General features: G+C 72.3%; 23 protein-coding genes. 4 read left to right on the plus strand and 19 right to left on the minus strand.

The genetic code is table 11. The features are described 5' to 3' along the window. A partial coding sequence (locus tag E1266_RS22475) for a Xaa-Pro dipeptidyl-peptidase (RefSeq protein WP_132050047.1) occupies positions 1-1829 on the plus strand: 1829 nt, incomplete at its 5' end. Between the two features lie 67 nt (positions 1830-1896). Here E1266_RS22475 and E1266_RS22480 read toward each other — a convergent pair. The 3 genes from E1266_RS22480 to E1266_RS22490 all read right to left on the minus strand — a co-directional run bounded on the left by E1266_RS22480 (position 1897) and on the right by E1266_RS22490 (position 4819). Beyond that, the gene (locus E1266_RS22480) at positions 1897-2745 is read right to left on the minus strand and encodes an enoyl-CoA hydratase/isomerase family protein (RefSeq protein ID WP_132050049.1); all 849 of its coding nucleotides are present in this window, start codon (positions 2743-2745) and stop codon (positions 1897-1899) included. 146 nt (positions 2746-2891) lie between these two features. Then, a complete protein-coding gene (locus E1266_RS22485; RefSeq protein ID WP_021596738.1) occupies positions 2892-3104 on the minus strand; it encodes a helix-turn-helix domain-containing protein in 213 nt (70 codons plus the stop codon). A 116-nt stretch (positions 3105-3220) separates the two neighbouring features. Next, the gene (locus tag E1266_RS22490; protein ID WP_132050051.1) at positions 3221-4819 is read right to left on the minus strand and encodes an ABC-F family ATP-binding cassette domain-containing protein; all 1599 of its coding nucleotides are present in this window, start codon (positions 4817-4819) and stop codon (positions 3221-3223) included. A gap of 264 nt (positions 4820-5083) precedes the next feature. On the opposite strand from E1266_RS22490, the gene E1266_RS22495 reads away from it, so the two are divergent. After that, the gene (locus E1266_RS22495) at positions 5084-5878 is read left to right on the plus strand and encodes a VOC family protein (RefSeq protein WP_132050053.1); all 795 of its coding nucleotides are present in this window, start codon (positions 5084-5086) and stop codon (positions 5876-5878) included. Positions 5879-5931: 53 nt separating this feature from the next. Here E1266_RS22495 and E1266_RS22500 read toward each other — a convergent pair whose 3' ends face one another. From E1266_RS22500 to E1266_RS22510, 3 genes are read right to left on the minus strand one after another with little or no spacing between them, the layout of a single operon-like run. After that, a complete protein-coding gene (locus E1266_RS22500) occupies positions 5932-6687 on the minus strand; it encodes an AIM24 family protein (protein ID WP_132050083.1) in 756 nt (251 codons plus the stop codon). 9 nt (positions 6688-6696) lie between these two features. Further along, complete coding sequence (locus tag E1266_RS22505) at positions 6697-7350, minus strand: AIM24 family protein (RefSeq protein ID WP_132050055.1); 654 nt, start codon at positions 7348-7350, stop codon at positions 6697-6699. Between the two features lie 56 nt (positions 7351-7406). Next, the gene (locus tag E1266_RS22510; protein ID WP_243718714.1) at positions 7407-8045 is read right to left on the minus strand and encodes an AIM24 family protein; all 639 of its coding nucleotides are present in this window, start codon (positions 8043-8045) and stop codon (positions 7407-7409) included. A gap of 67 nt (positions 8046-8112) precedes the next feature. Between E1266_RS22510 and E1266_RS22515 the strand changes: the two genes are divergently transcribed. After that, on the plus strand, positions 8113-8508 hold the full coding sequence (locus E1266_RS22515; protein ID WP_132050059.1) for an ABC transporter permease: 396 nt from the start codon (positions 8113-8115) through the stop codon (positions 8506-8508). 51 nt (positions 8509-8559) lie between these two features. On the opposite strand, the gene E1266_RS22520 is transcribed toward E1266_RS22515, so the two are convergent. Together E1266_RS22520 and E1266_RS22525 are read right to left on the minus strand one after the other, a co-directional pair. Continuing rightward, complete coding sequence (locus E1266_RS22520) at positions 8560-9228, minus strand: response regulator transcription factor (RefSeq protein ID WP_132050061.1); 669 nt, start codon at positions 9226-9228, stop codon at positions 8560-8562. Continuing rightward, positions 9225-10409 (minus strand): histidine kinase, encoded by a 1185-nt coding sequence (locus E1266_RS22525; RefSeq protein ID WP_243718716.1) that lies wholly within the window; start codon positions 10407-10409, stop codon positions 9225-9227. Before E1266_RS22525 ends, E1266_RS22520 begins: the two co-directional genes overlap by 4 nt. A 150-nt stretch (positions 10410-10559) precedes the next feature. On the opposite strand from E1266_RS22525, the gene E1266_RS22530 reads away from it, so the two are divergent. Then, the gene (locus E1266_RS22530; RefSeq protein ID WP_132050063.1) at positions 10560-11138 is read left to right on the plus strand and encodes a hypothetical protein; all 579 of its coding nucleotides are present in this window, start codon (positions 10560-10562) and stop codon (positions 11136-11138) included. A 91-nt stretch (positions 11139-11229) separates the two neighbouring features. On the opposite strand, the gene E1266_RS22535 is transcribed toward E1266_RS22530, so the two are convergent. The 11 genes from E1266_RS22535 to arcC all read right to left on the minus strand — a co-directional run. Next, positions 11230-11574, minus strand: coding sequence for a metal-sulfur cluster assembly factor (locus E1266_RS22535; protein WP_132050065.1), 345 nt, complete (start codon positions 11572-11574; stop codon positions 11230-11232). Beyond that, entirely contained in the window at positions 11571-12029 is a 459-nt protein-coding gene (gene sufU / locus E1266_RS22540; RefSeq protein ID WP_132050067.1) for a Fe-S cluster assembly sulfur transfer protein SufU, read from the minus strand. The genes E1266_RS22535 and sufU overlap by 4 nt, the downstream gene beginning before the upstream one ends. A gap of 97 nt (positions 12030-12126) precedes the next feature. After that, positions 12127-13446, minus strand: a complete 1320-nt coding sequence (locus E1266_RS22545; RefSeq protein WP_132050069.1) for a cysteine desulfurase — start codon at positions 13444-13446, stop codon at positions 12127-12129. Continuing rightward, positions 13443-14204 carry a Fe-S cluster assembly ATPase SufC gene (sufC, locus tag E1266_RS22550; RefSeq protein WP_132050071.1) on the minus strand — a complete coding sequence of 254 codons (762 nt, stop codon included), beginning with the start codon at positions 14202-14204 and terminating at the stop codon, positions 13443-13445. The genes E1266_RS22545 and sufC overlap by 4 nt, the downstream gene beginning before the upstream one ends. A gap of 28 nt (positions 14205-14232) precedes the next feature. Further along, entirely contained in the window at positions 14233-14550 is a 318-nt protein-coding gene (locus E1266_RS22555; protein ID WP_132050073.1) for a non-heme iron oxygenase ferredoxin subunit, read from the minus strand. Further along, positions 14547-15695 carry a Fe-S cluster assembly protein SufD gene (gene sufD, locus E1266_RS22560; protein ID WP_132050075.1) on the minus strand — a complete coding sequence of 383 codons (1149 nt, stop codon included), beginning with the start codon at positions 15693-15695 and terminating at the stop codon, positions 14547-14549. Before sufD ends, E1266_RS22555 begins: the two co-directional genes overlap by 4 nt. After that, entirely contained in the window at positions 15695-17107 is a 1413-nt protein-coding gene (gene sufB, locus E1266_RS22565) for a Fe-S cluster assembly protein SufB (RefSeq protein ID WP_132050077.1), read from the minus strand. The genes sufD and sufB overlap by 1 nt, the downstream gene beginning before the upstream one ends. Positions 17108-17219: 112 nt before the next feature. After that, entirely contained in the window at positions 17220-17975 is a 756-nt protein-coding gene (locus tag E1266_RS22570; protein ID WP_243718721.1) for a metalloregulator ArsR/SmtB family transcription factor, read from the minus strand. Between the two features lie 170 nt (positions 17976-18145). After that, positions 18146-19063, minus strand: coding sequence for a universal stress protein (locus E1266_RS22575; protein ID WP_243718718.1), 918 nt, complete (start codon positions 19061-19063; stop codon positions 18146-18148). Next, the gene (locus E1266_RS22580) at positions 19060-20514 is read right to left on the minus strand and encodes an amino acid permease (protein ID WP_132050079.1); all 1455 of its coding nucleotides are present in this window, start codon (positions 20512-20514) and stop codon (positions 19060-19062) included. The genes E1266_RS22575 and E1266_RS22580 overlap by 4 nt, the downstream gene beginning before the upstream one ends. Next, positions 20511-21457, minus strand: a 947-nt coding sequence (gene arcC, locus E1266_RS22585; protein WP_243718720.1) for a carbamate kinase, incomplete at its 5' end; no start/stop codon positions are given. The genes E1266_RS22580 and arcC, both read right to left, overlap by 4 nt.

Raw genomic sequence — 21457 nt, forward strand, 5'->3', positions numbered from 1 at the left:
GCCAGCGCTCCCCCGGCGGCTCCCCCGCGCTCACCGTGCGGGGCGGCGAGACCCAGCCGGTGTTCTCCCGCGCCGACGCCGTGACCCAGACCGTCGACATCGAGACCACGGCCGACAGCGACCGCGACGGCGTCCGGGACCGGGTGCAGATGCGGGTCATGCGCCCGAAGGAGACCGAGACCGCCGGCCTCAAGGTCCCGACGATCGTGGAGCCGAGCCCGTACTGGGCCGGCGGCAACCCCGTCACCAACCACCCCGTCGACATCGACGACGCCCGGGCCGGCGCCTTCGCCGCGCCGCAGCGCGACCTCGCGGCGATCTTCTCCGGTTACTACGACAACTACTTCCTGCCGCGCGGGTACGCCGTCGCCCACCTGGACAGCATCGGGACGGGCGGCTCCACCGGCTGCCCGACGTCCGGCGACCGCGCCGAGCAGGCCGGCGCGAAGGCGGCGGTCGACTGGCTCAACGGCCGGGCCCGCGGCTGGGCGCCGGACGGGACGCCGGTCAGGGCGGACTGGTCGACCGGGAACGTCGGCATGATCGGGCAGTCCTACAACGGGACGCTGCCGAACATGGCCGCCGCGACCGGCGTGCCGGGGCTGAAGGCCATCGTCCCGGTCGCGGCCATCTCCAGCTGGTACGACTACTACCGCGCGAACGGCGGCGTGGTCGCCCCGGGCGGCTTCCAGGGCGAGGACCTGGACGTCCTCGCCAAGTACGTGCTGACCCGCGAGAACCCGGAGGTCTGCGCGAAGGTCATCGAGGAGATCGAGGCGACGCAGGACCGCGAGACCGGCGACTACGGCGAGGTCTGGGCCGCCCGCGACTACGTCGGCCAGGCGCGGAAGGTGCGGGCCGCCGTCATGGTCGTGCACGGCGTGAACGACTGGAACGTCAAGGTGAAGAACTCCGTCCAGTGGTGGAACGCCCTCAAGGAGGCCGGGGTCCCGCGCAAGCTGTGGCTGCACCAGGGCAACCACGCGACGCCGTTCCGCTGGCGGCTGGAGGAGTGGCTGCGGCAGACGCACCGCTGGTTCGACCGCTACCTGTACGGGATCCGCAACGGCATCGAGCGCGAGCCCCGCGTGGACGTCCAGCAGGCGGACGGGACGTGGCAGACGGCGCGCGACTGGCCGGTCCCCGGGACCGCCGCCGTGCCGCTCAGCCTGAACGCCGGCCCCTCCGGGCAGCCGGGCCGGCTGGGCCTGCTGCCCCGGCACGGCGCGACGCAGTCGTTCACCGACGAGGGGAAGACCCGCACCGCCGAGCAGCTCCTCGCGAACGAGGACGCGGCCGATCCCGGCCGCCTGGCCTACCTGACCAAGCCGCTGCCCGCCCCGCTGCGGGTGAACGGCACGCCGAAGATCACGCTGCGGGCCTCGCTGGACGGGCGCTCGCCGTACCTGACGGCGCTGCTCGTCGACTACGGCACCGCCGCCCGGCCCACGGGCCGCCGCACCGACACCGGTGAGCGGGTCTGCTACGGCCAGGGCGTGCCGGGAGACGACGGCTGCACGACGCGCCAGGCGCTGGAGACCGCGACGGCCCCCTTCAAGATCATCACGCGGGGCTGGCTGGACGCGCGGAACCGGCACGACCCGGCCCGCACCGAGCCGGTCAGCCCCGGCAGGGCCTACACGTTCCGCTGGGACTTCGAGCCGACCGACTACACGGTCGAATCCGGCCACCGGCTCGGCGTGATCGTGCTGTCCACCGACTACGACTACACGTTGCGGTACCCCGCGGGCACGAAGGTGACCGTGGAGCCGGGCGTGAGCCGGGTCCTGCTGCCCCTTGCCAGGGGCGACCGCAAGGCCCTGAGGTAGTCCGGGCCGGCCGGTGGCGGACCGCCCGCGGGGAGACCCCGGGGCGGGCCGCCGCCGGTCGGGCGCGTCAGCGTCCGAAGACCTCGCGCAGCCGGCCGATCTGCTCGCGGCGCTCGGCGGCGCACTGCTCGTCGAGGCTGTTGCCGGGCGCCTCCCACAGCAGCCGCTTGGTCGCGACGGCCGCCCCCGGGTTCACCGCCAGCAGCGCGGTGACCAGGTCCTGGACGGCTCCGTCCAGCCCGTCGCGCGGGACGGAGACCTCGGCGAGCCCGATTCGCGCGGCCTCCTCGGCGTGCACGGTGCGGGCGGTGAGGCAGAGCTCCAACGCCCGCCCGATGCCCACGATCTCGACGAGCGGCTTGGTGCCGGTCAGGTCGGGGACGAGCCCGAGCGCGGGCTCCTTCATGCAGAACCTGGCGTCGTCGGCGACGACGCGGATGTCGCAGGCGAGGGCGAGCTGGAACCCGGCGCCGATGGCGTGGCCGTGCACCGCCGCGACGGTGACGATCTCGGGGCGCCGCAGCCAGGTGTAGCCCTCCTGCAGCTCGGCGATGAACCGGTCGGTGCCCGCGGCGTCGGAGCCGTCGGTGAAGCCACCGCCGCCGCCCTCGCCGGAGAACATGCCGAGGTCGATGCCCGCGGAGAAGCTCGGGCCCGCGCCGCGCAGGACGACCACGCGGACGTCCGCGGGCAGCGAGCGCCCGATGGCGGCGAGCCCGCGCCAGGTGGCGAAGGTCATGGCGTTGCGCCGCTCGGGCCGGTCCAGCGTCACGGTCGCGACGGCACCGGCCACCTCCAGGCGCAGACCGGCCTCCTTGAGGGCCGCCTCGTCCGGAGCGGTACCGTCCGGAGCCGTCCCGCCATCCGCCCGGTCCGTGACCGTTTCCGGCCGCCCGTCCGTGTTCGCGTCCGCCATTGGCCTCCCTTTCGTCGAGCGCGACGGGCCCGCCCCGCCGTCCACGGGGCGGAGCCCGGCGCCTGTCCCGCCGCCGCGACCGAACCTTACTCGGCCGGTCGCGGCGCCGGTTCAGGCGGTGCGCTCATCCGGGGGCCGGTGTCCGCTCAGGACTTCTTGCCCCGGGTCGCGCCGCCGCGACCGCGCAGGTTGACGCCGGACTCGGTCAGAATCCGGTGGATGAAACCGTACGAGCGGCCGGTGGCGGCTGCCAGGGCGCGGATGCTCTCGCCGGAGTCGTACCTCTTCTTCAGGTCCGCCGCCAGCTTGTCGCGCTCGGCACCGGTCACGCGGGTGCCCTTCTTAAGGGTCTCGGCCACGAGTACCTCCCGTAGTGATGTGGTGACCGCTGCGTTATCCCCCGCCATGATCAGTCATTCCCGCCGGTTCGGCTACCCACTCGGCCAGAAAAGATCTGCGGAAGTCACTCCCCAGGTCACGCGAGCGCCACCAGATCGGCAAACTCGTCACTCCAGATGTCTTCCACCCCATCCGGCAGCAAAATCACTCTTTCCGGTGCGAGCGCCTCCACGGCCCCCTCGTCGTGGGTCACCAGGACGATGGCCCCGGCGAACGTCCGCAGCGCGCCGAGGATCTCCTGGCGGCTGGCGGGATCGAGGTTGTTGGTGGGCTCGTCGAGCAGCAGGACGTTCGCGCTGGACACCACGAGCATCGCCAGTGCCAGCCGGGTCTTCTCGCCTCCGGACAGCACGCCCGCGGGCTTGTCGACGTCGTCGCCGGAGAACAGGAACGAGCCCAGGATCTTGCGGACCTCGACGGGCGCCATGCCGGGTGCGGCCGACTGCATGTTCTCCAGGACGGACCGGCCGACGTCCAGGGTCTCGTGCTCCTGGGCGTAGTAGCCGACGCGCAGTCCGTGCCCGGCCACGACCGACCCGGTGTCGGGCTCGTCGACGCCCGCCAGCAGGCGCAGGAGGGTGGTTTTTCCCGCGCCGTTCAGGCCCAGGACGACCACGCGGCTGCCCCGGTCGACGGCGAGGTCCACGTCGGTGAAAATCTCCAAAGATCCGTACGATTTCGACAAACCCTCCGCGGTGAGGGGGGTCTTGCCGCACGGAGCCGGATCCGGGAAGCGGATCTTGGCGACCTTGTCGGCCTGCCGCTCGCCCTCCACGCCCGCGAGGAGCTGCCGGGCGCGCCGGTCCATCTGCTGCGCCGCCTTCGCCTTCGTGGCCTTCGCGCGCATCTTGTCGGCCTGGGACAGCAGCGCCGACGCCTGCCGCTGCGCGTTGGCCGTCTCGCGCTTGCGGCGCCGCTCGTCGGTCTCGCGCTGCTCCAGGTACTTCTTCCAGCCGACGTTGTAGATGTCGATCACGCTGCGGTTGGCGTCCAGGTGGAACACCCGGTTCACGACCGCGTCCAGCAGCTCGACGTCGTGGCTGATGACGACGAGCCCGCCCTGGTGGCCCTTCAGGAAGTCGCGGAGCCAGACGATGGAGTCGGCGTCCAGGTGGTTGGTCGGCTCGTCCAGCAGGAGGGTGTCGGCGCCGGAGAACAGGATGCGCGCCAGCTCCACCCGGCGCCGCTGGCCGCCCGACAGCGTCCCGAGGGGCTGGGTCATCACCCGGTCGGGCAGGCCGAGGCTGGAGGCGATCGAGGCGGCCTCGGCCTCGGCGGAGTAGCCGCCGAGCACGTGCAGCCGCTCCTCCAGCCTGCCGTAGCGGCGGACGGCCTTGTCGCGGTCGGCGCCCGCCGCGGACGCCATCGCGTCCTCGGCGGCGCGGAGCTGCCGGATGACCTCGTCCAGCCCGCGGGCGGACAGGATCCGGTCGCGGGCCAGCTCGGCGAGGTCGACGTCGCGGGGGTCCTGCGGGAGGTAGCCGATGGTGCCGGAGGAGGTCACGGCCCCCTGCGCGGGCAGGGCCTCCCCGGCCAGCACCCGGGTGAGGGTGGTCTTGCCCGCGCCGTTGCGGCCGACGAAGCCCACCCGGTCGCCGGGGTTGACCCGGAACGTGGCGGATTCGATCAGCAGCCTCGGCCCGGCGCGCAGCTCGATGTCTTTCGCGATGATCACAGTGACAGGGCTCCCCTGACGGACGGCTCGGAGGACAGGCACGAAGAAGCGCGCCTCTCGGTCCTGGACGACCGGGGCGCGCTGGGGCGCACTGTCAGTTCGGGAGCGGAACCATCCGCCCAGTGTACGTGACCGCGGGCCGCTCCCCGCCCGGCGAGCGGGCGCCCGTGGCCGGTCCCGGCGAGATCGATGTGTGAAGCCGCGGCCCGGGGCCAGGATGAGGGGCGGGGGCGAGCGACGGACGCCACGGGGAGTGTGAGCGAGATGACGCAGGTCACGAGCAACCCGCCGGAGGGGACGCCGAACTGGCTCGACATCGGCGTCCCGGACATCGAGCGGGCCAAGGAGTTCTACGGGACGCTTCTCGGCTGGGAGTTCCAGGACTCCGGCCCCGAGGCGGGCCACTACAACCAGTGCACGCTGCGCGGGATGCCCGTCGCCGGGATGATGCAGAACCCGGAGGACCAGCCCGACGTGTACTGGTGGTCGGTCTACTTCGCCGCCGACGACTGCGACGCCGTCGTCCGGCGCGCCACGGAGGCGGGCGCGGAGGTCGTCGTCCCGGCCATGGACGTGATGGACCTCGGCCGCATGGCCGTCCTCAAGGACCCGCAGGGCGGGCGGTTCGCCCTGTGGGAGAGCCGGGCGCACCACGGGTCCGCGATCGTGAACGAGCCGGGGTCGTTCGTCTGGAACGAGCTGGTCACGCCCGACCTGGAGCCCGCCGCCCGGTTCTACGCGGAGCTGTTCGGGTTCGAGACGGAGCCGATGCCGGGCGACGTGGAGTACGCCGTCCTGCGCCGCCCCGACGGCCGCTACGTCGGCGGCGTCGAGGGCGGGCGGGGACTCGTCCTCGGGGGCGGCGGCGACCCGGTCCCGTCCTGGACGACGACGTTCGCGGTCGAGGACGCCGACGCGGCCGTCCGCGCGGTGCGGGACGGCGGCGGCACGGTCGACGCGGAGCCGCAGGACAGCCCGTACGGCCGGTACGCCTCCGTCCGCGACCCGTTCGGGGTGCCGTTCAACGTGATGAAGCCCGCGCCCGAATCGGGGACCTGACCGGGCGGGCGCCCCGCCGCGTCCCCCCGGTCACCTCGGTCACCTCGGCCCGGTCAGCTCTGGCGCTCGGCGGCGAGCCGCTGGGTGATCGTCTGCTGGAGCCGCTGGAGCCCGGACGTGCCGACCAGCCCGATCTGGCCTTCGAGGTCGCGCAGCAGGACGTCCTCGTTCATCACGACCTCCGACGACTGCATCAGCACGGTGCCGGCGCCGGTGAAGTCGAACTGGTGCTCCTCGCCGGACCGCCCGCCGATCCCGAACGCCATCCGGGCGGCCCCGAACGCGCCGCGCATGTAGGTGTGGTCGTAGTGGTGGCAGGGCGAGGGGCAGTCGGCCCAGCCGAGCAGCGCCTGCGGGTCGACCCTGATCGGCGGCTCGACGAAGTGGACGGGGCCGTTGGAGGCCGCCACGAACCGCCCCGTGCCGATCAGCGTCAGGAACCCCGGGATGATCGACTGCTTGAGCTCCAGGCCCGGCTCGAAGGCGAGCAGGTTCCCGGCCCGGACGGTGAGGTTGCCGTCGTCGAGGTCGAAGGAGTTGACGTCGAACCCGCGGTCGGCGAGGACGAGCTTGCCCTGCCCCTGCGCGACGATCCAGTCCTGCGCGTACAGCGGGGAGTTGAAGGTGTGCGCGACCAGGGAGTCCAGCGGACCCGCCGACAGCGCCTCGAACCTGATCTGCCCGTAGTAGGCGATCATCTTGCCCTTCTGCGCGAACCACTGACCGTTGAGGTCGACGCTGAAGGCGTAGGGGTTGACGTTGTCGTTGGACGGGAGCGTCCCGGCGTTCCACGTCTGCGTGCCGAACATGCCCACGGGTCAGATCTTCCTCTCGCTGGCCTGGACGTAGACGACGCCGCTGCCGCTCAGCTGGAGCTGGAAGCCCTCGCCGGAGCCCCGCCCGATCATCTCGCGCAGCCCCACCGCCGTCGTGAGCCTGTTCTCCACCTGGCCGCGGTGCGCGACGTACGCCTGCGGGTCGACGTGCACGGGGCGCTGCGGGCTGATCGGCATCTCCATCACGCCGCCGTGCGACAGCAGCGCGCAGGAGCCTTGGCCCATGAGCGTCGTGGTGAACAGGCCCTGCCCGGTGACCGCGCCCCGGACCATGCCCCGCACACCGCCCTGCTCGCCCATGAACATGGTCCCCACCTGGAGGGACGCGTCGTGGACCAGGAGCCGGTCGGCCTCCGCGTAGAGGGTGTCGGCGCCGTGCAGGTCGATGACCGCGATCTCCAGCCCGCCGTGGCCGAACAGCACGCTCCCGTGGCCGGTGACGTGCATCATCGCGGTGCGCTCGCCCGCGACGGCGCGCCCGATCGTGCCGCCGATGCCCTGCCCGGCGGTCGTGGACGGGGCGAACGACACCTGCCCCGTGTAGCCGAGCATCGCCCCGCGCTTGCTGTAGACCTCCTGGCCAGGCCCGATCGGCACCTGGAGCATCTTCGAGTTGATCGCTTGATAGCCCGGCATCCATACCTCCCGAGGGGGGACGACCCCCCACGCCCCCCGAGCCGACTCCGTCGGCATCAGATCTCCAGAATTCCACCGCGTTCAGAGGGCTGTACGTACACCAGCCCGTGGCCTGAGTACCGGAACTGCACGCTCTCCCCCGACCCCTGGCCGAGCACCGTGCGCCAGTTGACGTCGGTGACCACGTCCTGCTGGAGCTGCCCGTGATGGCAGACGTAGGCGTGGGGGTCGACGCACAGGGGCATCTGGGGCGTCACCTCCAGCGCGATCGCCGCCCCGTCCGAGAGGATCGCGACCGTCCCGTGCCCGTCGACCTTGGTCGTGGCGAGTCCCTGGCCGGTCCCCATCCCCCGCAGCCCGACGAAGTGGACCCCGGTCTGCAGGGTCCCATCGAGGGCCAGGAGGCTCTCCGACTCCACGTACAGCGTGTCACCGGTGAGCTGGACGAGCGTCACCTCGGCCGCCTCGTTCGCCAGGTACACCGTGCCGTGCCCGGTGACCTCCATGAGGGTCATGCCCTCACCGGCGATCCTGCGCTTGAGGGCGCCGCGCAGGCCCTCGCCGCCCGTCATGCCCTGCCGCTTGAACGCCATCTCGCCCTCGTAGGCGACCATGGAACCGTTCAGCGCCCTGATGGTCTCGCCGGCGAGGTCGACGGCGAGCATCTTCGAGCCGTTCATCCGAAATTGCGCCACGAAGCGAGAAGATACAGGCCCGGCGCGTTGAGGGACGCCCTGAGCTCGGATCGGAGAGGATGGCACCATGTGGATCGCTCCCGAACGCCGCAGTCTCGGCCGGTGGGCCGTACCCGGGATCGTGCTGAGCGCCGGGGTGGTGGTCGGGGCCGTGCTCGCCGCCGACGGGCGGTCCGGGACGGCCCTCGCCGCGCTGGCCGCGCTCGCCGGCTACGCGGCCTACCTCGCCTACCGCCGCAACGAGCCCGCGCTGCCGCTCAGCGAGGGCTTCGGATCCGGCACCCGGGCCCGCGCGCACCTGCGCGCCGCCGCGATGACCGGGGACGTACTGACCGTCGCGGTCGTCGGCGCGCTGATCGTCCAGGCGCTGCGCGGCGCCGACATCACCGCCTACGCGTGGCTGGCCGCCCTGGCGGGCGTCACCTACCTCCTGTCCGCCCTCGCCGGCGGCCGGGGCCTGTGAGCCGGGCGAACCCCCCGGCGCGCTGAGATCGTCTCTGCGGTGCCGGCCCCGTCAGGGGAGCTCTCGGGAAGGGGCCGTCCCCGAAACGCCGGGCAGGGCCGTCTCTCGGGCGAGGATGGCCGCCTGGACGCGGCTGGCGAGCCCGAGTTTTCCGAGGATGCGGCTCACGTGCGTCTTGGTGGTGGTCTCGGCCATCCGCAGCCTCTCCGCGATCTGCCCGTTCGACAGCCCCTCGCCGAGACACGCGAACACCTCCCGCTCCCGCGGCGTGAGGTCGGCCAGGCCGGGCGGCCCGGCCGGGGACGCCGGCCGGCCCGCGAAGGCGCCGATCAGCCGCCGGGTGACCTGCGGCGCGATGATCCCGTCCCCCGCCGCGACGGTCCGCACCGCCTCCACCAGCCGGTCGGCGTCGACGTCCTTGAGCAGGAACCCGGCGGCGCCCGCCCGCAGCGCGCCGAACACGTACTCGTCCATGTCGAAGGTCGTCAGCACCAGCACGTCGGTGAAGCCCGCGATCTCCCGGGTCGCGGCGATGCCGTCCAGCCGGGGCATGCGGACGTCCATGAGCACCACGTCCGGGCGCAGCTCGCGGGCCATCGCCACCGCCTCCGCCCCGTCGGCGGCCTCCCCCGCCACCCGGACGTCCGGGGCCGCGCCGAGGATCAGCACCAGCCCCGCGCGCACCGCCGCCTGGTCGTCGGCGACCAGCACCTCGATCATGACGCCCGCTCCGCGGCGTGCAGGTCGACCGGCAGCTCGGCGTGGACCCGCCACCGGTCGCCGTCCGGTCCCGCCTCGAACTCCCCGGCCAGCATCGCCGCGCGCTCCCGCATCCCGACGAGACCGCTGCCCGTGCCCGGCAGCCGCGACCCGTTCCGCCCGAGCGGGCTCAGCACGTCGATCACCACGCTGTGCCGCCCGTATTCGACGCGGACCGCGGCGCGGCCCGGCCCGGCGTGCTTCAGCGCGTTCGTCAGCGACTCCTGGACGATGCGGTAGGCGGCCAGCTCGACCGCCGCGGGCAGCTCGGCCGGCTCCCCGGCGATCTCCAGCTCCGCCGCCAGGTCGGACCGCACCGTGTGCCGGACGAGCGGCTCCAGCTCCGTCAGCCGCGGCCGCGCCGCGGGGTCCGCGCCGTTGCCCTGCCGCAGCAGCCCTATCATCCGGCGCATCTCGGCGAGGCCGCGCACGCTGTTCTCCCGGATGACCTCCATGGCCCGCGCGACCTCCGCCGGGTCGAGGTCCCGCACCTTCAGCACGGCCGAGGAGTGCAGGGCCACGGCGCTCAGGTGGTTGGCGACCACGTCGTGCAGCTCCCGGGCCATCCTGGCGCGCTCGGCGTCCACGGCGGCGAGCCGGTCCATCTCGGCCAGCCGCGCCACCTGCTCGGCGCGCTGCCGCTCCGCCTCCGCCCGGAAGCGGTGCTCCCGGACGGCCATCGCGGTCATCACCGGCCCCACCCAGACGACCCCGGCGACCGCGCCGCCGACGATGCCGCCGGCGACCTGCCCGATCGCGATCCCGACGCCGGCCGTCACCGCCAGCGACGCCAGGACGGTCACGCCGAGCAGCCACTCCGCCGTCCGGCGCCGCCCGTACAGGCTCGCCGCGTACAGCGCGTCCCCGTAGATCATCGCGGTGGCGATGCTCGGGCCGAGGACCACGTCGGCGAAGTTGAACGGGGTCGCCAGGGCCAGCCCGGCCAGCGGCGCGGTCCGCCTCAGCAGCATCGCCGAGCACAGCCCCAGCAGCGGGACGAGGCGCACCCAGCGCGACGGGTTCCACTCCTCCATCGACCAGATGGAGTAGCCGCGCACGGCGAGCATCAGCAGCCCGCCGGCCAGCGCCGCGGCGGCGATCAGAACGTCCTGGCGGGTCGTGAGGCGTCGGACCTTGTCCACGGATACATCTCAGCATCCCCGCGCGGGTGCCCGCTCCACCCGCGTGAGGACCTTCCGTACATCCTTCGGACGACCCGCGAAACCTCACACCGGACGACGATCCCGCGCCGTCGCCGCGCCACGCTGGAGTGACGCAAGAAGGGACTCCACGTGCTCATCGCGATCATCGTCGGCTGCGAGATCGGCTTCTGGGTCGTCCTCGGGGCCGGGCTCCTCGCCCGCTACCCGCTGCGGCTGCGGCGGACCGGCGCGGCGCTCCTGCTGTGCGTCCCGCTCATCGACCTCGTCCTGCTGGCCGCCACGGCGATCGACCTGCGCGGCGGCGCGACCGCCGGCACCGGGCACGGCCTCGCCGCCGCCTACCTCGGCTACTCGGTCGCGTTCGGGCACAGCATCGTCCGCTGGGCCGACGAGCGCTTCGCGCACCGCTTCGCGGGCGGACCGCCGCCCCGCGGCAAACCGAAGTACGGCCGGGCGCGCACCCGGTACGAGTGGCGGGAGTTCGGCAAGGCCGCCCTCGCCACCGCCATCGCCTGCGGCCTTCTCCTGGTGATGATCGCCCTGGTGGACGACCCCGATCGCACAGCCGCCCTCAGCGCCTGGCTCGGCCGCCTCGGCATGGTCCTGGCGATCTGGTCGATCTGGCCCGTCAGCCACACCCTCTGGCCGGCGAAGCCGAAGAAGACGGACGCCTCCCGGCCGCCCGCGGAGCACACCGTGCCGAAGTGACCGCCCAATGCGAGCCGCGCATGCGAAGGGGCCGCACCCCGAACCGGGGGTGCGGCCCCTTTCACACGCGCGATCCGCGCCGGGACGCGGGTCAGATGTTGAAGCCGAGGGCGCGGAGCTGGTCGCGGCCGTCGTCGGTGATCTTGTCGGGGCCCCACGGCGGGAGCCACACCCAGTTGATCTTGACGTCCTTGACCAGGCCCTCCAGCGCGCTGTGCGTCTGGTCCTCGATCACGTCGGTGAGCGGGCACGCGGCGCTGGTCAGCGTCATGTCCAGCGTGGCGACCTCGTCATCGAGGTTGACGCCGTACACGAGGCCGAGGTCGACGACGTTGATGCCGAGCTCCGGGTCGACGACGTCCTTGAGGGCTTCAAGGACGTCCTCCTCGGGCACGGTGTCGGTGGCGGGCGAGCCGGTGGCGGGCGTATCGGTCATGATGCCTCTCCGAGTGCGCGGGCGGTCGCGTCCTTCCACGCCATCCAGGCGAGCAGGGCGCATTTGATCCTGGCGGGGTACTTGGAGACCCCGGCGAAGGCGATGGCGTCCTCGAGGACGTCCTCGTCGAAGTCGGCGTCCCGGCCGCGCGACTGCATCAGCGTCAGGAACTCCTCGCCGACCGCCATCGCCTCCTTGACGGACTTCCCGATCAGCAGGTCGGCCATCACCGAGGCGCTGGCCTGGCTGATCGAGCAGCCCATGGAGTCGTAGGAGACGTCCGCTACCGTGGCGTCCTGACCGTCGCCGGACAGGTGGACGCGCAGCGTCACCTCGTCACCGCACGTCGGGTTGACGTGGTGCGCCTCCCCCTCGAACGGCTCCCGCAGCCCCTTGTGAAGGGGGTTGCGGTAGTGGTCCAGGATGACCTCCTGGTACATCGCCTCCAGCTGCATGTCGTCCTTTCAAGCCTTTATCCCTACAACCGGGCCCCGGCCCAGCGTGTTCCACAGTTCCCTTCAGGGGGGACGACCCCCCTGCCACCCCCCGAAATCATGAGGTACCAAAGAACTTCTGGGCCTGCCTTACCCCGTCGGCGAGCGCGTCCACGTCGGCGAGGGTGTTGTAGAGGTAGAACGTCGCGCGGGTGGTCGCCGGGATGCCGAAGCGGCGGCAGATCGGCCACGCGCAGTGGTGGCCGACGCGCACCTCGACGCCCAGTTCGTCGAGGACCTGCCCGACGTCGTGCGGGTGGATGTCCTCGACGGTGAACGACACGGCGCCGCCGCGGGCCTCGGTGGTTCCGGGGCCGATGATCCGGACGCCGGGGATCTCCGTGAGCCGCTCCAGCGAGTAGGCGACCAGGGCCTCCTCGTGCGCGTGCACCCGGTCCATGCCGATCTCGGTGAGGTACTCGCACGCCGCGCCGAGGCCGATCGCCTGCGCGGTCATCGGGACGCCCGCCTCGAACCGCTGCGGCGGCGGCATGAACGTCGACTCCTCCAGCTGGACGACCTCGATCATCGAACCGCCGGTGATGAACGGCGGCATCGCCTCCAGCAGCTCCGACCGCCCCCACAGCACGCCGATGCCGGTCGGGCCGAGCATCTTGTGCCCGGAGAACGCCAGGAAGTCGGCCCCCAGCGCGGACACGTCCACCGGCTGGTGCGGCACGGACTGCGCGGCGTCCAGCAGGACGAGCGCCCCCACGGCGTGCGCGCGCGCCACGATCAGGTCGATCGGCGGGACGGTGCCCAGCACGTTCGACTGGTGCGTCAGCGCGACGATCTTCGTCCGCTCGTTGACGAGGCCGTCCAGGTCCGCCAGGTCGAGGCGGCCGTCGTCGGTGATGCCGAACCAGCGCAGCGTCGCCCCGGTCCGCCGGCAGAGCTGCTGCCACGGGACCAGGTTGGCGTGGTGCTCCATCTCCGACACCACGATCTCGTCGCCGGGGCCGACCGCGAACCGCGCCGCCTCCGGGCCCGCGGTCGCGGCGTTGCTCATCGCGTACGCGACGAGGTTGATGCCCTCGGTGGCGTTCTTGGTGAACACGATCTCACCGGGTGCCGCGCCGATGAACCGGGCGATCGACGCGCGGGCCTGCTCGTAGCCCTCCGTCGCCTCCTCGGCCAGCAGGTGCGCGCCCCGGTGCGGCGCCGCGTTGTGCCGCTCGTAGAACTCGCGCTCCGCGTCCAGCACCCGGAGGGGCTTCTGCGACGTCGCGCCCGAGTCGAGGTACACCAGGGGGCGGCCGCCGCGCACCGTGCGCTGCAGCAGCGGGAAGTCCTTCTTCAGCTCCTCCGGCAGGAGGCCCGCGCCGGCCTGCGGCGCGGCCTCCGCCCGCGCCCCCTGGGGCGCTCCGCTCGGCGTCATAGGGATGCGCCCGCCTTGGTGTACTTCTCGTAGCCCTCTTCCTCCAGCTCGTCGGCCAGCTCGGGCCCACCCTCGGCGACGAGGCGGCCGGCGGCGAAGACGTGCACGAAGTCGGGCTTCACGTACCGCAGGATGCGCGTGTAGTGGGTGATGAGCAGGACGCCGGTGTCGCCGGACGCGAACCGGTTGATGCCCTCGGAGACGACCTTGAGGGCGTCGACGTCGAGGCCGGAGTCGGTCTCGTCCAGGACGGCGACCTTCGGCTTCAGCATCTCCAGCTGCAGGATCTCGTGGCGCTTCTTCTCACCGCCGGAGAAGCCCTCGTTCAGGCTGCGCTGCGCGAAGGCCGGGTCGATGGCGAGCCCGTCCATCGCCTGCTTCATCTCCTTGGAGAACTCGCGCAGCTTCGGCGCCTCGCCGCGCACGGCGGTGACGGCCGAGCGCAGGAAGTTCGACACCGACACGCCCGGCACCTCGACCGGGTACTGCATCGCGAGGAACAGCCCCGCGCGGGCCCGCTCGTCGACCGACATGGCGAGGACGTCCTCGCCGTCGAGGGTGACGGACCCGGCCGTCACGTCGTACTTCGGGTGCCCGGCGATCGCGTACGCCAGGGTGGACTTGCCGGAGCCGTTCGGCCCCATGATCGCGTGGGTCTCGCCGGCCTGCACGGTCAGGTCTACCCCGCGCAGGATCTCCTTCGCGTCGGCGCCGTCGCCGACGGAGACGTGGAGGTCGCGGATCTCTAGCGTGGCCATAGTGCTCGTGGTTCCTTCGTCGTGGGGCCTAGTCGCCGGCGGCGAGCGACACGTAGACGTCGCCGTCCTCGACCTTGACCTTGTATGTGGCGACCGGCTGCGTGGCCGGCGGGTTGGTGGGCTTGCCGCTGCGCAGGTCGAAGCAGGACCCGTGCAGCCAGCACTCGATGGTGCCGTCGTAGACCTCGCCCTCGGAGAGGGAGACCTCGGCGTGGGAGCAGATGTCGTTGAGGGCGTACACGTCCTCGCCGCTGCGCGCGATCGCGATGGGGGTGTCGTCCACCTCCACGGCGATCGCCCCGTCTGCGGGCACGTCGTCCAACGCGCACACCTTGACGTAGCTCATCGAGCCGCTCCCCGGTCCAGCTCCTCCTCGATCGCCTCGACGACCTTGTCGCGGACCTCGGCGACCTCGATCCGCTCGATCAGCTGGCCGAGGAAGCCCCGCACGACCATGCGGCGCGCGTCGTCGAAGGAGATCCCGCGCGCCTGCAGGTAGAACAGGTGCTCGTCGTCCAGCCGGCCGGACGCCGACGCGTGCCCGGCGCCGGCGACCTCGCCGGTGAGGATCTCCAGGTTCGGGACGGAGTCGACCCGCGTCCCGTCGGTGAGGACGAGGTTGCGGTTCAGCTCGTAGGTGTCGGTGCCCTCCGCCTCCGCGCGGATGATCACGTCGCCGATCCAGACGGCGTGCGCGTCCTGGTCCTGCAGCGCGCCGCGGTAGTCGACGCGGCTGCGGCAGTGCGGGACGGCGTGGTCGACCAGGAGGCGGTGCTCCAGGTGCTGGCCGCCGTCGGCGAAGTACACCCCGTACAGCTCGGCGTCGCCGCCGGGCCCGTCGTAGGCCACGGACGGGGAGATCCGCACGAGGTCGCCGCCGAGCGAGATGTTGTGCGAGACGAACCGCGCGTCGCGGCCGAGCCTGGCGTGCTGGTGCGACACGTGCACGCCGTCGTCGTCCCAGTCCTGCAGGCTGATCACCGAGAGGCGGGCGCCGTCGCCGACGACGAACTCGACGTTGTCGGCGTAGGTCGCCGACCCGCGGTGCGCGAGCACGACGGTGGCCTCGGCGAACGGCTCCACCACGACCGTGGTGTGGCCGTAGGCGGCCGAGGAGGCGTCCTCGCCGCGCACCCGCAGGACGGTCGGCGCGGACGCGACGGCCTCCTTCGGGACGGTCACGACGGTGCCATGCGTGAAGGAGTTCCACGCCTGCGCGCTGACGCGGTCGGCGGGCACGTACGCCTTGCCGAGCCGGGCGTCGTCGCGGCCGACGGTCTCGACCGTCACCTCCGGCGCCGCCTCGGCCTCGACCAGGACCTTGCCGTGCGGCTCGGCGGTGCCGTTGTGCAGGCCGCGGAGGCGGCGCAGCGGGGTGAACCGCCACTCCTCCTCGCGGCCCGTGGGCACCTCGAAGTCGCCCAGGTCGTACGACGACCTGTCGTGCAGCGTCGAGAGCGGCCGCTGATCAGACCGGGTCTCCAGTCCCATCAACCCACGGCTCCTTCCATCTGCAGTTCGATGAGCCGGTTCAGCTCGAGGGCGTACTCCATCGGCAGCTCGCGCGCGATGGGCTCGACGAACCCGCGCACGATCATCGCCATCGCCTCGTCCTCGGTGAGACCGCGGCTCATGAGGTAGAACAGCTGCTGCTCGGACACCTTGGAGACGGTCGCCTCGTGGCCCATCTCCACGTCGTCCTCGCGGACGTCGACGTAGGGGTAGGTGTCGGACCGGCTGATCTGGTCGACGAGGAGCGCGTCGCACTTGACGGTGGACTTGCTGCGCGCCGCGCCGTCCTGGACCTGGACCAGGCCGCGGTAGGACGTGCGGCCGCCGCCGCGGGCCACCGACTTGGAGATGATGGTGCTGGAGGTGTTCGGGGCGGCGTGCACCATCTTGGCGCCGGCGTCCTGGTGCTGGTCCTCGCCGGCGAAGGCGATCGACAGGGTCTCGCCCTTGGCGTGCTCGCCGAGCAGGTACACCGCCGGGTACTTCATGGTGACCTTGGAGCCGATGTTGCCGTCGACCCACTCCATGGTGGCGCCCTCGTAGGCGACGGCGCGCTTGGTCACCAGGTTGTAGACGTTGTTGGACCAGTTCTGGATCGTCGTGTAGCGGACGCGGGCGTCCTTCTTCACGATGATCTCCACGACCGCGGAGTGCAGCGAGTCCGACTTGTAGATCGGCGCGGTACAGCCCTCGACGTAGTGGACGTACGAGCCCTCGTCCGCGATGATCAGCGTCCGCTCGAACTGCCCCATGTTCTCGGTGTTGATGCGGAAGTACGCCTGGAGCGGGATCTCCACGTGCACGCCCGGCGGCACGTAGACGAACGAGCCGCCCGACCAGACGGCGGTGTTGAGCGCGGCGAACTTGTTGTCGCCGACGGGGATCACCGAGCCGAAGTACTCCTGGAAGATCTCCGGGTGCTCGCGCAGGCCGGTGTCGGTGTCCAGGAACAGGACGCCCTTCTCCTCAAGGTCCTCGCGGATCTTGTGGTAGACGACCTCGGACTCGTACTGCGCGGCGACGCCGGCGATGAGGCGCTGCTTCTCCGCCTCCGGGATGCCGAGCTTGTCGTAGGTGTTCTTGATGTCCTCGGGGAGCTCCTCCCAGGACGTGGCCTGCTGCTCGGTGGAGCGCACGAAGTACTTGATGTTGTCGAAGTCGATGGCCGACAGGTCGGAGCCCCACGTGGGCATCGGCTTCTTGTCGAACAGCCGCAGGCCCTTGAGACGCAGGTCGAGCATCCAGTCGGGTTCGTCCTTCTTGGCCGAGATGTCGCGGACGACTTCCTCGTTCAGGCCGCGGCGGGCCGAGGCACCGGCCTCGTCAGAGTCGGCCCAGCCGAACTTGTACCTGTCGAGCCCTTCCAGCTCAGGGTGGGCTGCAGTAGTCATATGGAAACTCCAGAGAGTGATACGTTGGTCACGTCGTGATAACCAGACGACCGGCGGCAGGGCATGCCGTTGCAGGACGTGGAGACTTCGCCGTTGGGCGGTCTATGAAGCGTCAACCTCGGCCCCCCGGGTCGGATCCCTCGGCTTCGGCCGCTGGGTGGATGTCAATGGGGCGTCCCTCCGGACCGTCACCACGGGCCCGGTCGGCGCACAAGTCGACCGGGCTGACGTGGGTGGTGCAGATTCCGTCGCCGTGGGCGATCGTGGCCAGCCGCTGGACGGGCGTGCCCAGCAGCCGGCTGAACGCCTCGGTCTCGGCCTCGCACAGCTGCGGGAACTCCGCGGCGACGTGCGCGACCGGGCAGTGGTGCTGGCACAGCTGCTCGCCGCCGCCCGGCTGCGGCGCCTTGGCCGCGGCCGCCGCGTAGCCGTCGCCCGACAGCGCCTCGGCGAGCGTGCGGACCCGCTGGTGGGGCGGGGCGTCCTGCACGACGGGCCGGTAGCGCCGCTCCAGATCGGCTATCTGGCGCCGGGCGAACTCGGCGACCGCGTGCTCGCCCGCCGTCTCGGCGAGGAACCGCAGCGCACTGGTCGCCAGGTCGTCGTAGGCGTGCACGAACGCGCTGCGCCCCTCGTCGGTGATGGCGAACCACTTCGCGGGACGTCCCCGGCCGCGGCGGGCCTGGGGCGTGCGCGCCTTCCGGACCTCGATCATGCCCTCGGCCAGCAGCGCGTCCAGGTGCCGGCGGATCGCGGCCGGCGTGAGGCCGACGCGCTCCCCCAGCGCGGACGCCGTGACGGGCCCGTGCTCGAGGATCAGCCGCGCCACCCGGGCGCGGGTGTCGCGCTCGGTCCCGGCGCCGGTCAGCGACGCGCCGGAGCCGGTGTGACCGGGGCCGGACGGCACGCCGGAGGGCCGCGCGACGGCGGCCCGGGCATGCGTCTGGTCCTCGCTCACGTATTTCACAACATCAGTGTGCCGTAATTCCTTCCCGGGAAACACCGGAACGCCGATGTCGTAGCTCACGCAGGTAAGCCTTACCTAACCTGGGCTTTCGCCGCGGCGCGCGGCAGGACCAGCACCGGGCACGGCGCGGCCCGCACGATCTTGCCGGAGCTCTCGCCGAGGAAGACCTTGCGCAGCGGCGCGTCATGGCTGGAATGGCAGGCCAGCACTTCACCGGGCAGCATATCGACGGTGCCGAGGGCCTTGTCGATGCCGGTCCCGACGGCGGTCAGCCGCTCCACCGGCGCGCCGCCGCCGAGGAGCCCTGCGGCCTCGCGCAGGTCCTCGTCGGCCTGCGCCACCTGCCGCTCCAGGACGCCGCCCGCGGCCTGGAACCGCGCCGCGAGCCCGGGAGGCCGCAGCACGAGCGTGACCAGGCGCATCGGCAGGCCGAGGGTCCCGGCGAACTCCGCGGCGGCGCGCAGCGGCCCCTCGACGTCACGGCGGCGCCAGTACGCGATCGTCAGCCGCTCCAGCCTGCCGGGCGCGTGCCCCGCGTAGCCGCGGGGGGCGAGCATCACCGGGGCGGGCGAGCCGTGCAGGAGCTGGTCGGCGGTACTGCCGATGGCGATGCGCCCGCGCCGCCCGCGCGGGGCCGAGCCGATGACGATGAGGCCGGCGCCGACGTCCCTGGCGACCTCGGCGAGCCCGCGGCCGCTGCCCCGGTGGGGATGGGCGCGCACGGTGAGGCGCTCCTGCGGAACCGACAGCTCACCGAGCCGCTCGGCCGCCTGGACAAGGGCCTCGTCCGCCTGGCTCTTGAGGTAGGCGACCCATTCGGCGTCCACCCTGCCGGGGCCGTGGGCGGGCCATGGGGGCGGGTAGACGTGCGCGGCCGTGAGCGAGGCGCCCGCTCCCTCGGCGACCAGGGCCGCGAGGGCGAGCGCGTCCTCGCCGCGGTCGTCGGGCGAGTATCCGACCAGGACCCGCATCGCGTTCCGCCCGCTCATGGCGACGTCCTTCCCGAGGGCCCGGCCGCCAGGCGCGACCGCCGGCGCCCGTACAGGAAGTACGCGGCCAGGCCGACGAGGATCCAGAGCCCGAAGACCACCCAGGTGACGCCGCCGAGGCCGACCATCAGGTACACGCAGAACCCGACGCCGAGCAGTGGCGTCACCGGGTAGAACGGGACCCGGAAGCCGCGCGGCAGGTCCGGCCGGGTGCGGCGCAGGACGAGGACGCCGACGCTGACGAGCGCGAACGCGAACAGCGTCCCGATGCTCGTGGCGTCCACCAGCCGGCCGAGCGGGATCACCGCCGCCAGCACCGAGATGAACAGCGCCACGATGAGCGTGTTGGCGACCGGCACCCGCCGCGACGGGCTCACCTTCTGGAAGACGGGCGGGACGAGGCCGTCCCGCGACATCGCGAACAGGATGCGGGTCTGCCCGTACATGACGGTCAGGACGACGCTGGCGATGGCGATCACCGCGCCGAGCGACAGGACGATCGACGGCCAGGTGGCCCCGGTCGCCGTGTCCAGCACCTCCGCCAGCGACGCCTCGGATCCGCTGATGTCGAACTCCGTCCAGTGCATCGCGGCGACCGCGGCCAGCGCGACCAGCACGTAGATGGCGGTCACGACGACCAGCGAGATGATGATCGCGAGCGGCAGGTCGCGGCGCGGGTCCTTGGCCTCCTCGCCGGCGGTGGACGCGGCGTCGAAGCCGATGTAGGAGAAGAAGACCCTGGAGCCGGCGGCGCTGAGTCCCGCCCAGCCCATCGGCGCGAACGAGGCGAGGTTCTGCGACCGGAACGCGGTGAACGCGACCGCGCAGAAGAACAGCAGCACGGCGATCTTGAGGAACACCATGACCGTGTTGGCGGTGGCGCTCTCCGACGCGCCGCGCAGCAGCAGGAACGTGGCCAGCATGACCACGACCACCGCCGGGATGTTGACGAGCCCGCCCTCGCCCGGCGGGCTGCTGACCGCGTCCGGGATCGTGAAGCCGAACGCGGCGTCGAAGAACGCGTTGAGGTAGGAGCCCCAGCCGACCGATACCGCCGACACCGACACCGCGTACTCCAGCAGCAGGCACCAGCCGCACACCCAGGCGACGAGCTCGCCGAGCGTGGCGTAGGCGTAGGAGTACGACGACCCGGCCACCGGGATCGTCCCGGCCAGCTCGGCGTACGACAGGGCCGAGAACAGCGCGGTGACGGCGGCGAGGACGAACGACAGCGTGACCGCGGGGCCCGCCAGCGGCACCGCTTCGCCGAGCACGACGAAGATGCCGGTGCCGAGGGTAGCGCCGATGCTGATGGCGGTGAGCTGCAGCAGGCTCAGCGAGCGCTTGAGCTCGCCGCCCTCGCCGGCCCCGCCCTCGGCGACGAGCCGGTCGACCGGCTTGGTCCGCAGGAGGCTGCGCGCGAACGAGCCGGGCGCGGTCCCGGCGGTCACGGCGTGCTCGCGAGCGGCCAGGTCCCGCTGGGGGTGACGATCGTCCCGGCGGTCCCGTCGAGGATCTCCACGCACTGGTCGAGCAGCCCGATCGCGGCCATGTCGCCCGTGCGCTCGACGAAGGTCGCGGCGGCCTCCACCTTGGGCCCCATCGACCCGGCGGGGAACCGCTCGGCCCGCAGCTCGTACGGGGTGGTGTGGACGATCTCCTTCTCCCGGTCGGTGCCGAAGTCGCGCATCACGCGGGGCACGTCGGTGAGGATCAGCAGGGCGTCCGCGTCCATGCTCTCCGCCAGGAGCGACGCCGTGTGGTCCTTGTCGATCACCGCCTCGACGCCCTCCAGCCGCCCGACGTCGTTGCGGACGACCGGGATGCCGCCGCCGCCCGCGCAGACCACGATCGTCCCGAGCCGGACCAGCTCCCTGATCAGCCGGGTCTCGATGATCCGCTGCGGCCGCGGGGACGGGACCACGCGGCGCCAGCCCTCCCCGTCCCGCCGGACGGTCCACCCGTACTCCGCGGCGAGCTTCTCGGCCTCCACCCGGCCGTAGAGCTGCCCGACGAACTTGGCCGGGTCGGCGAACGCCGGGTCCACCGCCGACACCAGCGTCTGGGTGATCATCGCCATCACCTGGCGGCCGGGCAGCGCGTTCTGCAGCGACTGCAGCATCCAGTAGCCGATCATGCCCTGGGTCTCGGCGCCGACGGTGTCCAGCGGGTACGGGCGGGTCAGGCCGGGGTCGTTGAGGCTCTCCAGCGCGAGCACCCCCACCTGCGGCCCGTTCCCGTGCGTGATGATCAGCTCGTGCCGCTCGGCGAGCGGCGCCAGCGACCGGACGGCCCGGTCGACGTTGCCGCGCTGCGGTTCGGCGTCCGGTGTCTCCCCCCGCCTGACCAGCGCGTTCCCTCCGAGCGCGACGACGACGCGCATGTCCCCTCCCC

Origin of the sequence: Actinomadura sp. 7K534 (assembly GCF_004348575.1) — a bacterium.
Lineage (GTDB): Bacteria > Actinomycetota > Actinomycetes > Streptosporangiales > Streptosporangiaceae > Spirillospora > Spirillospora livida.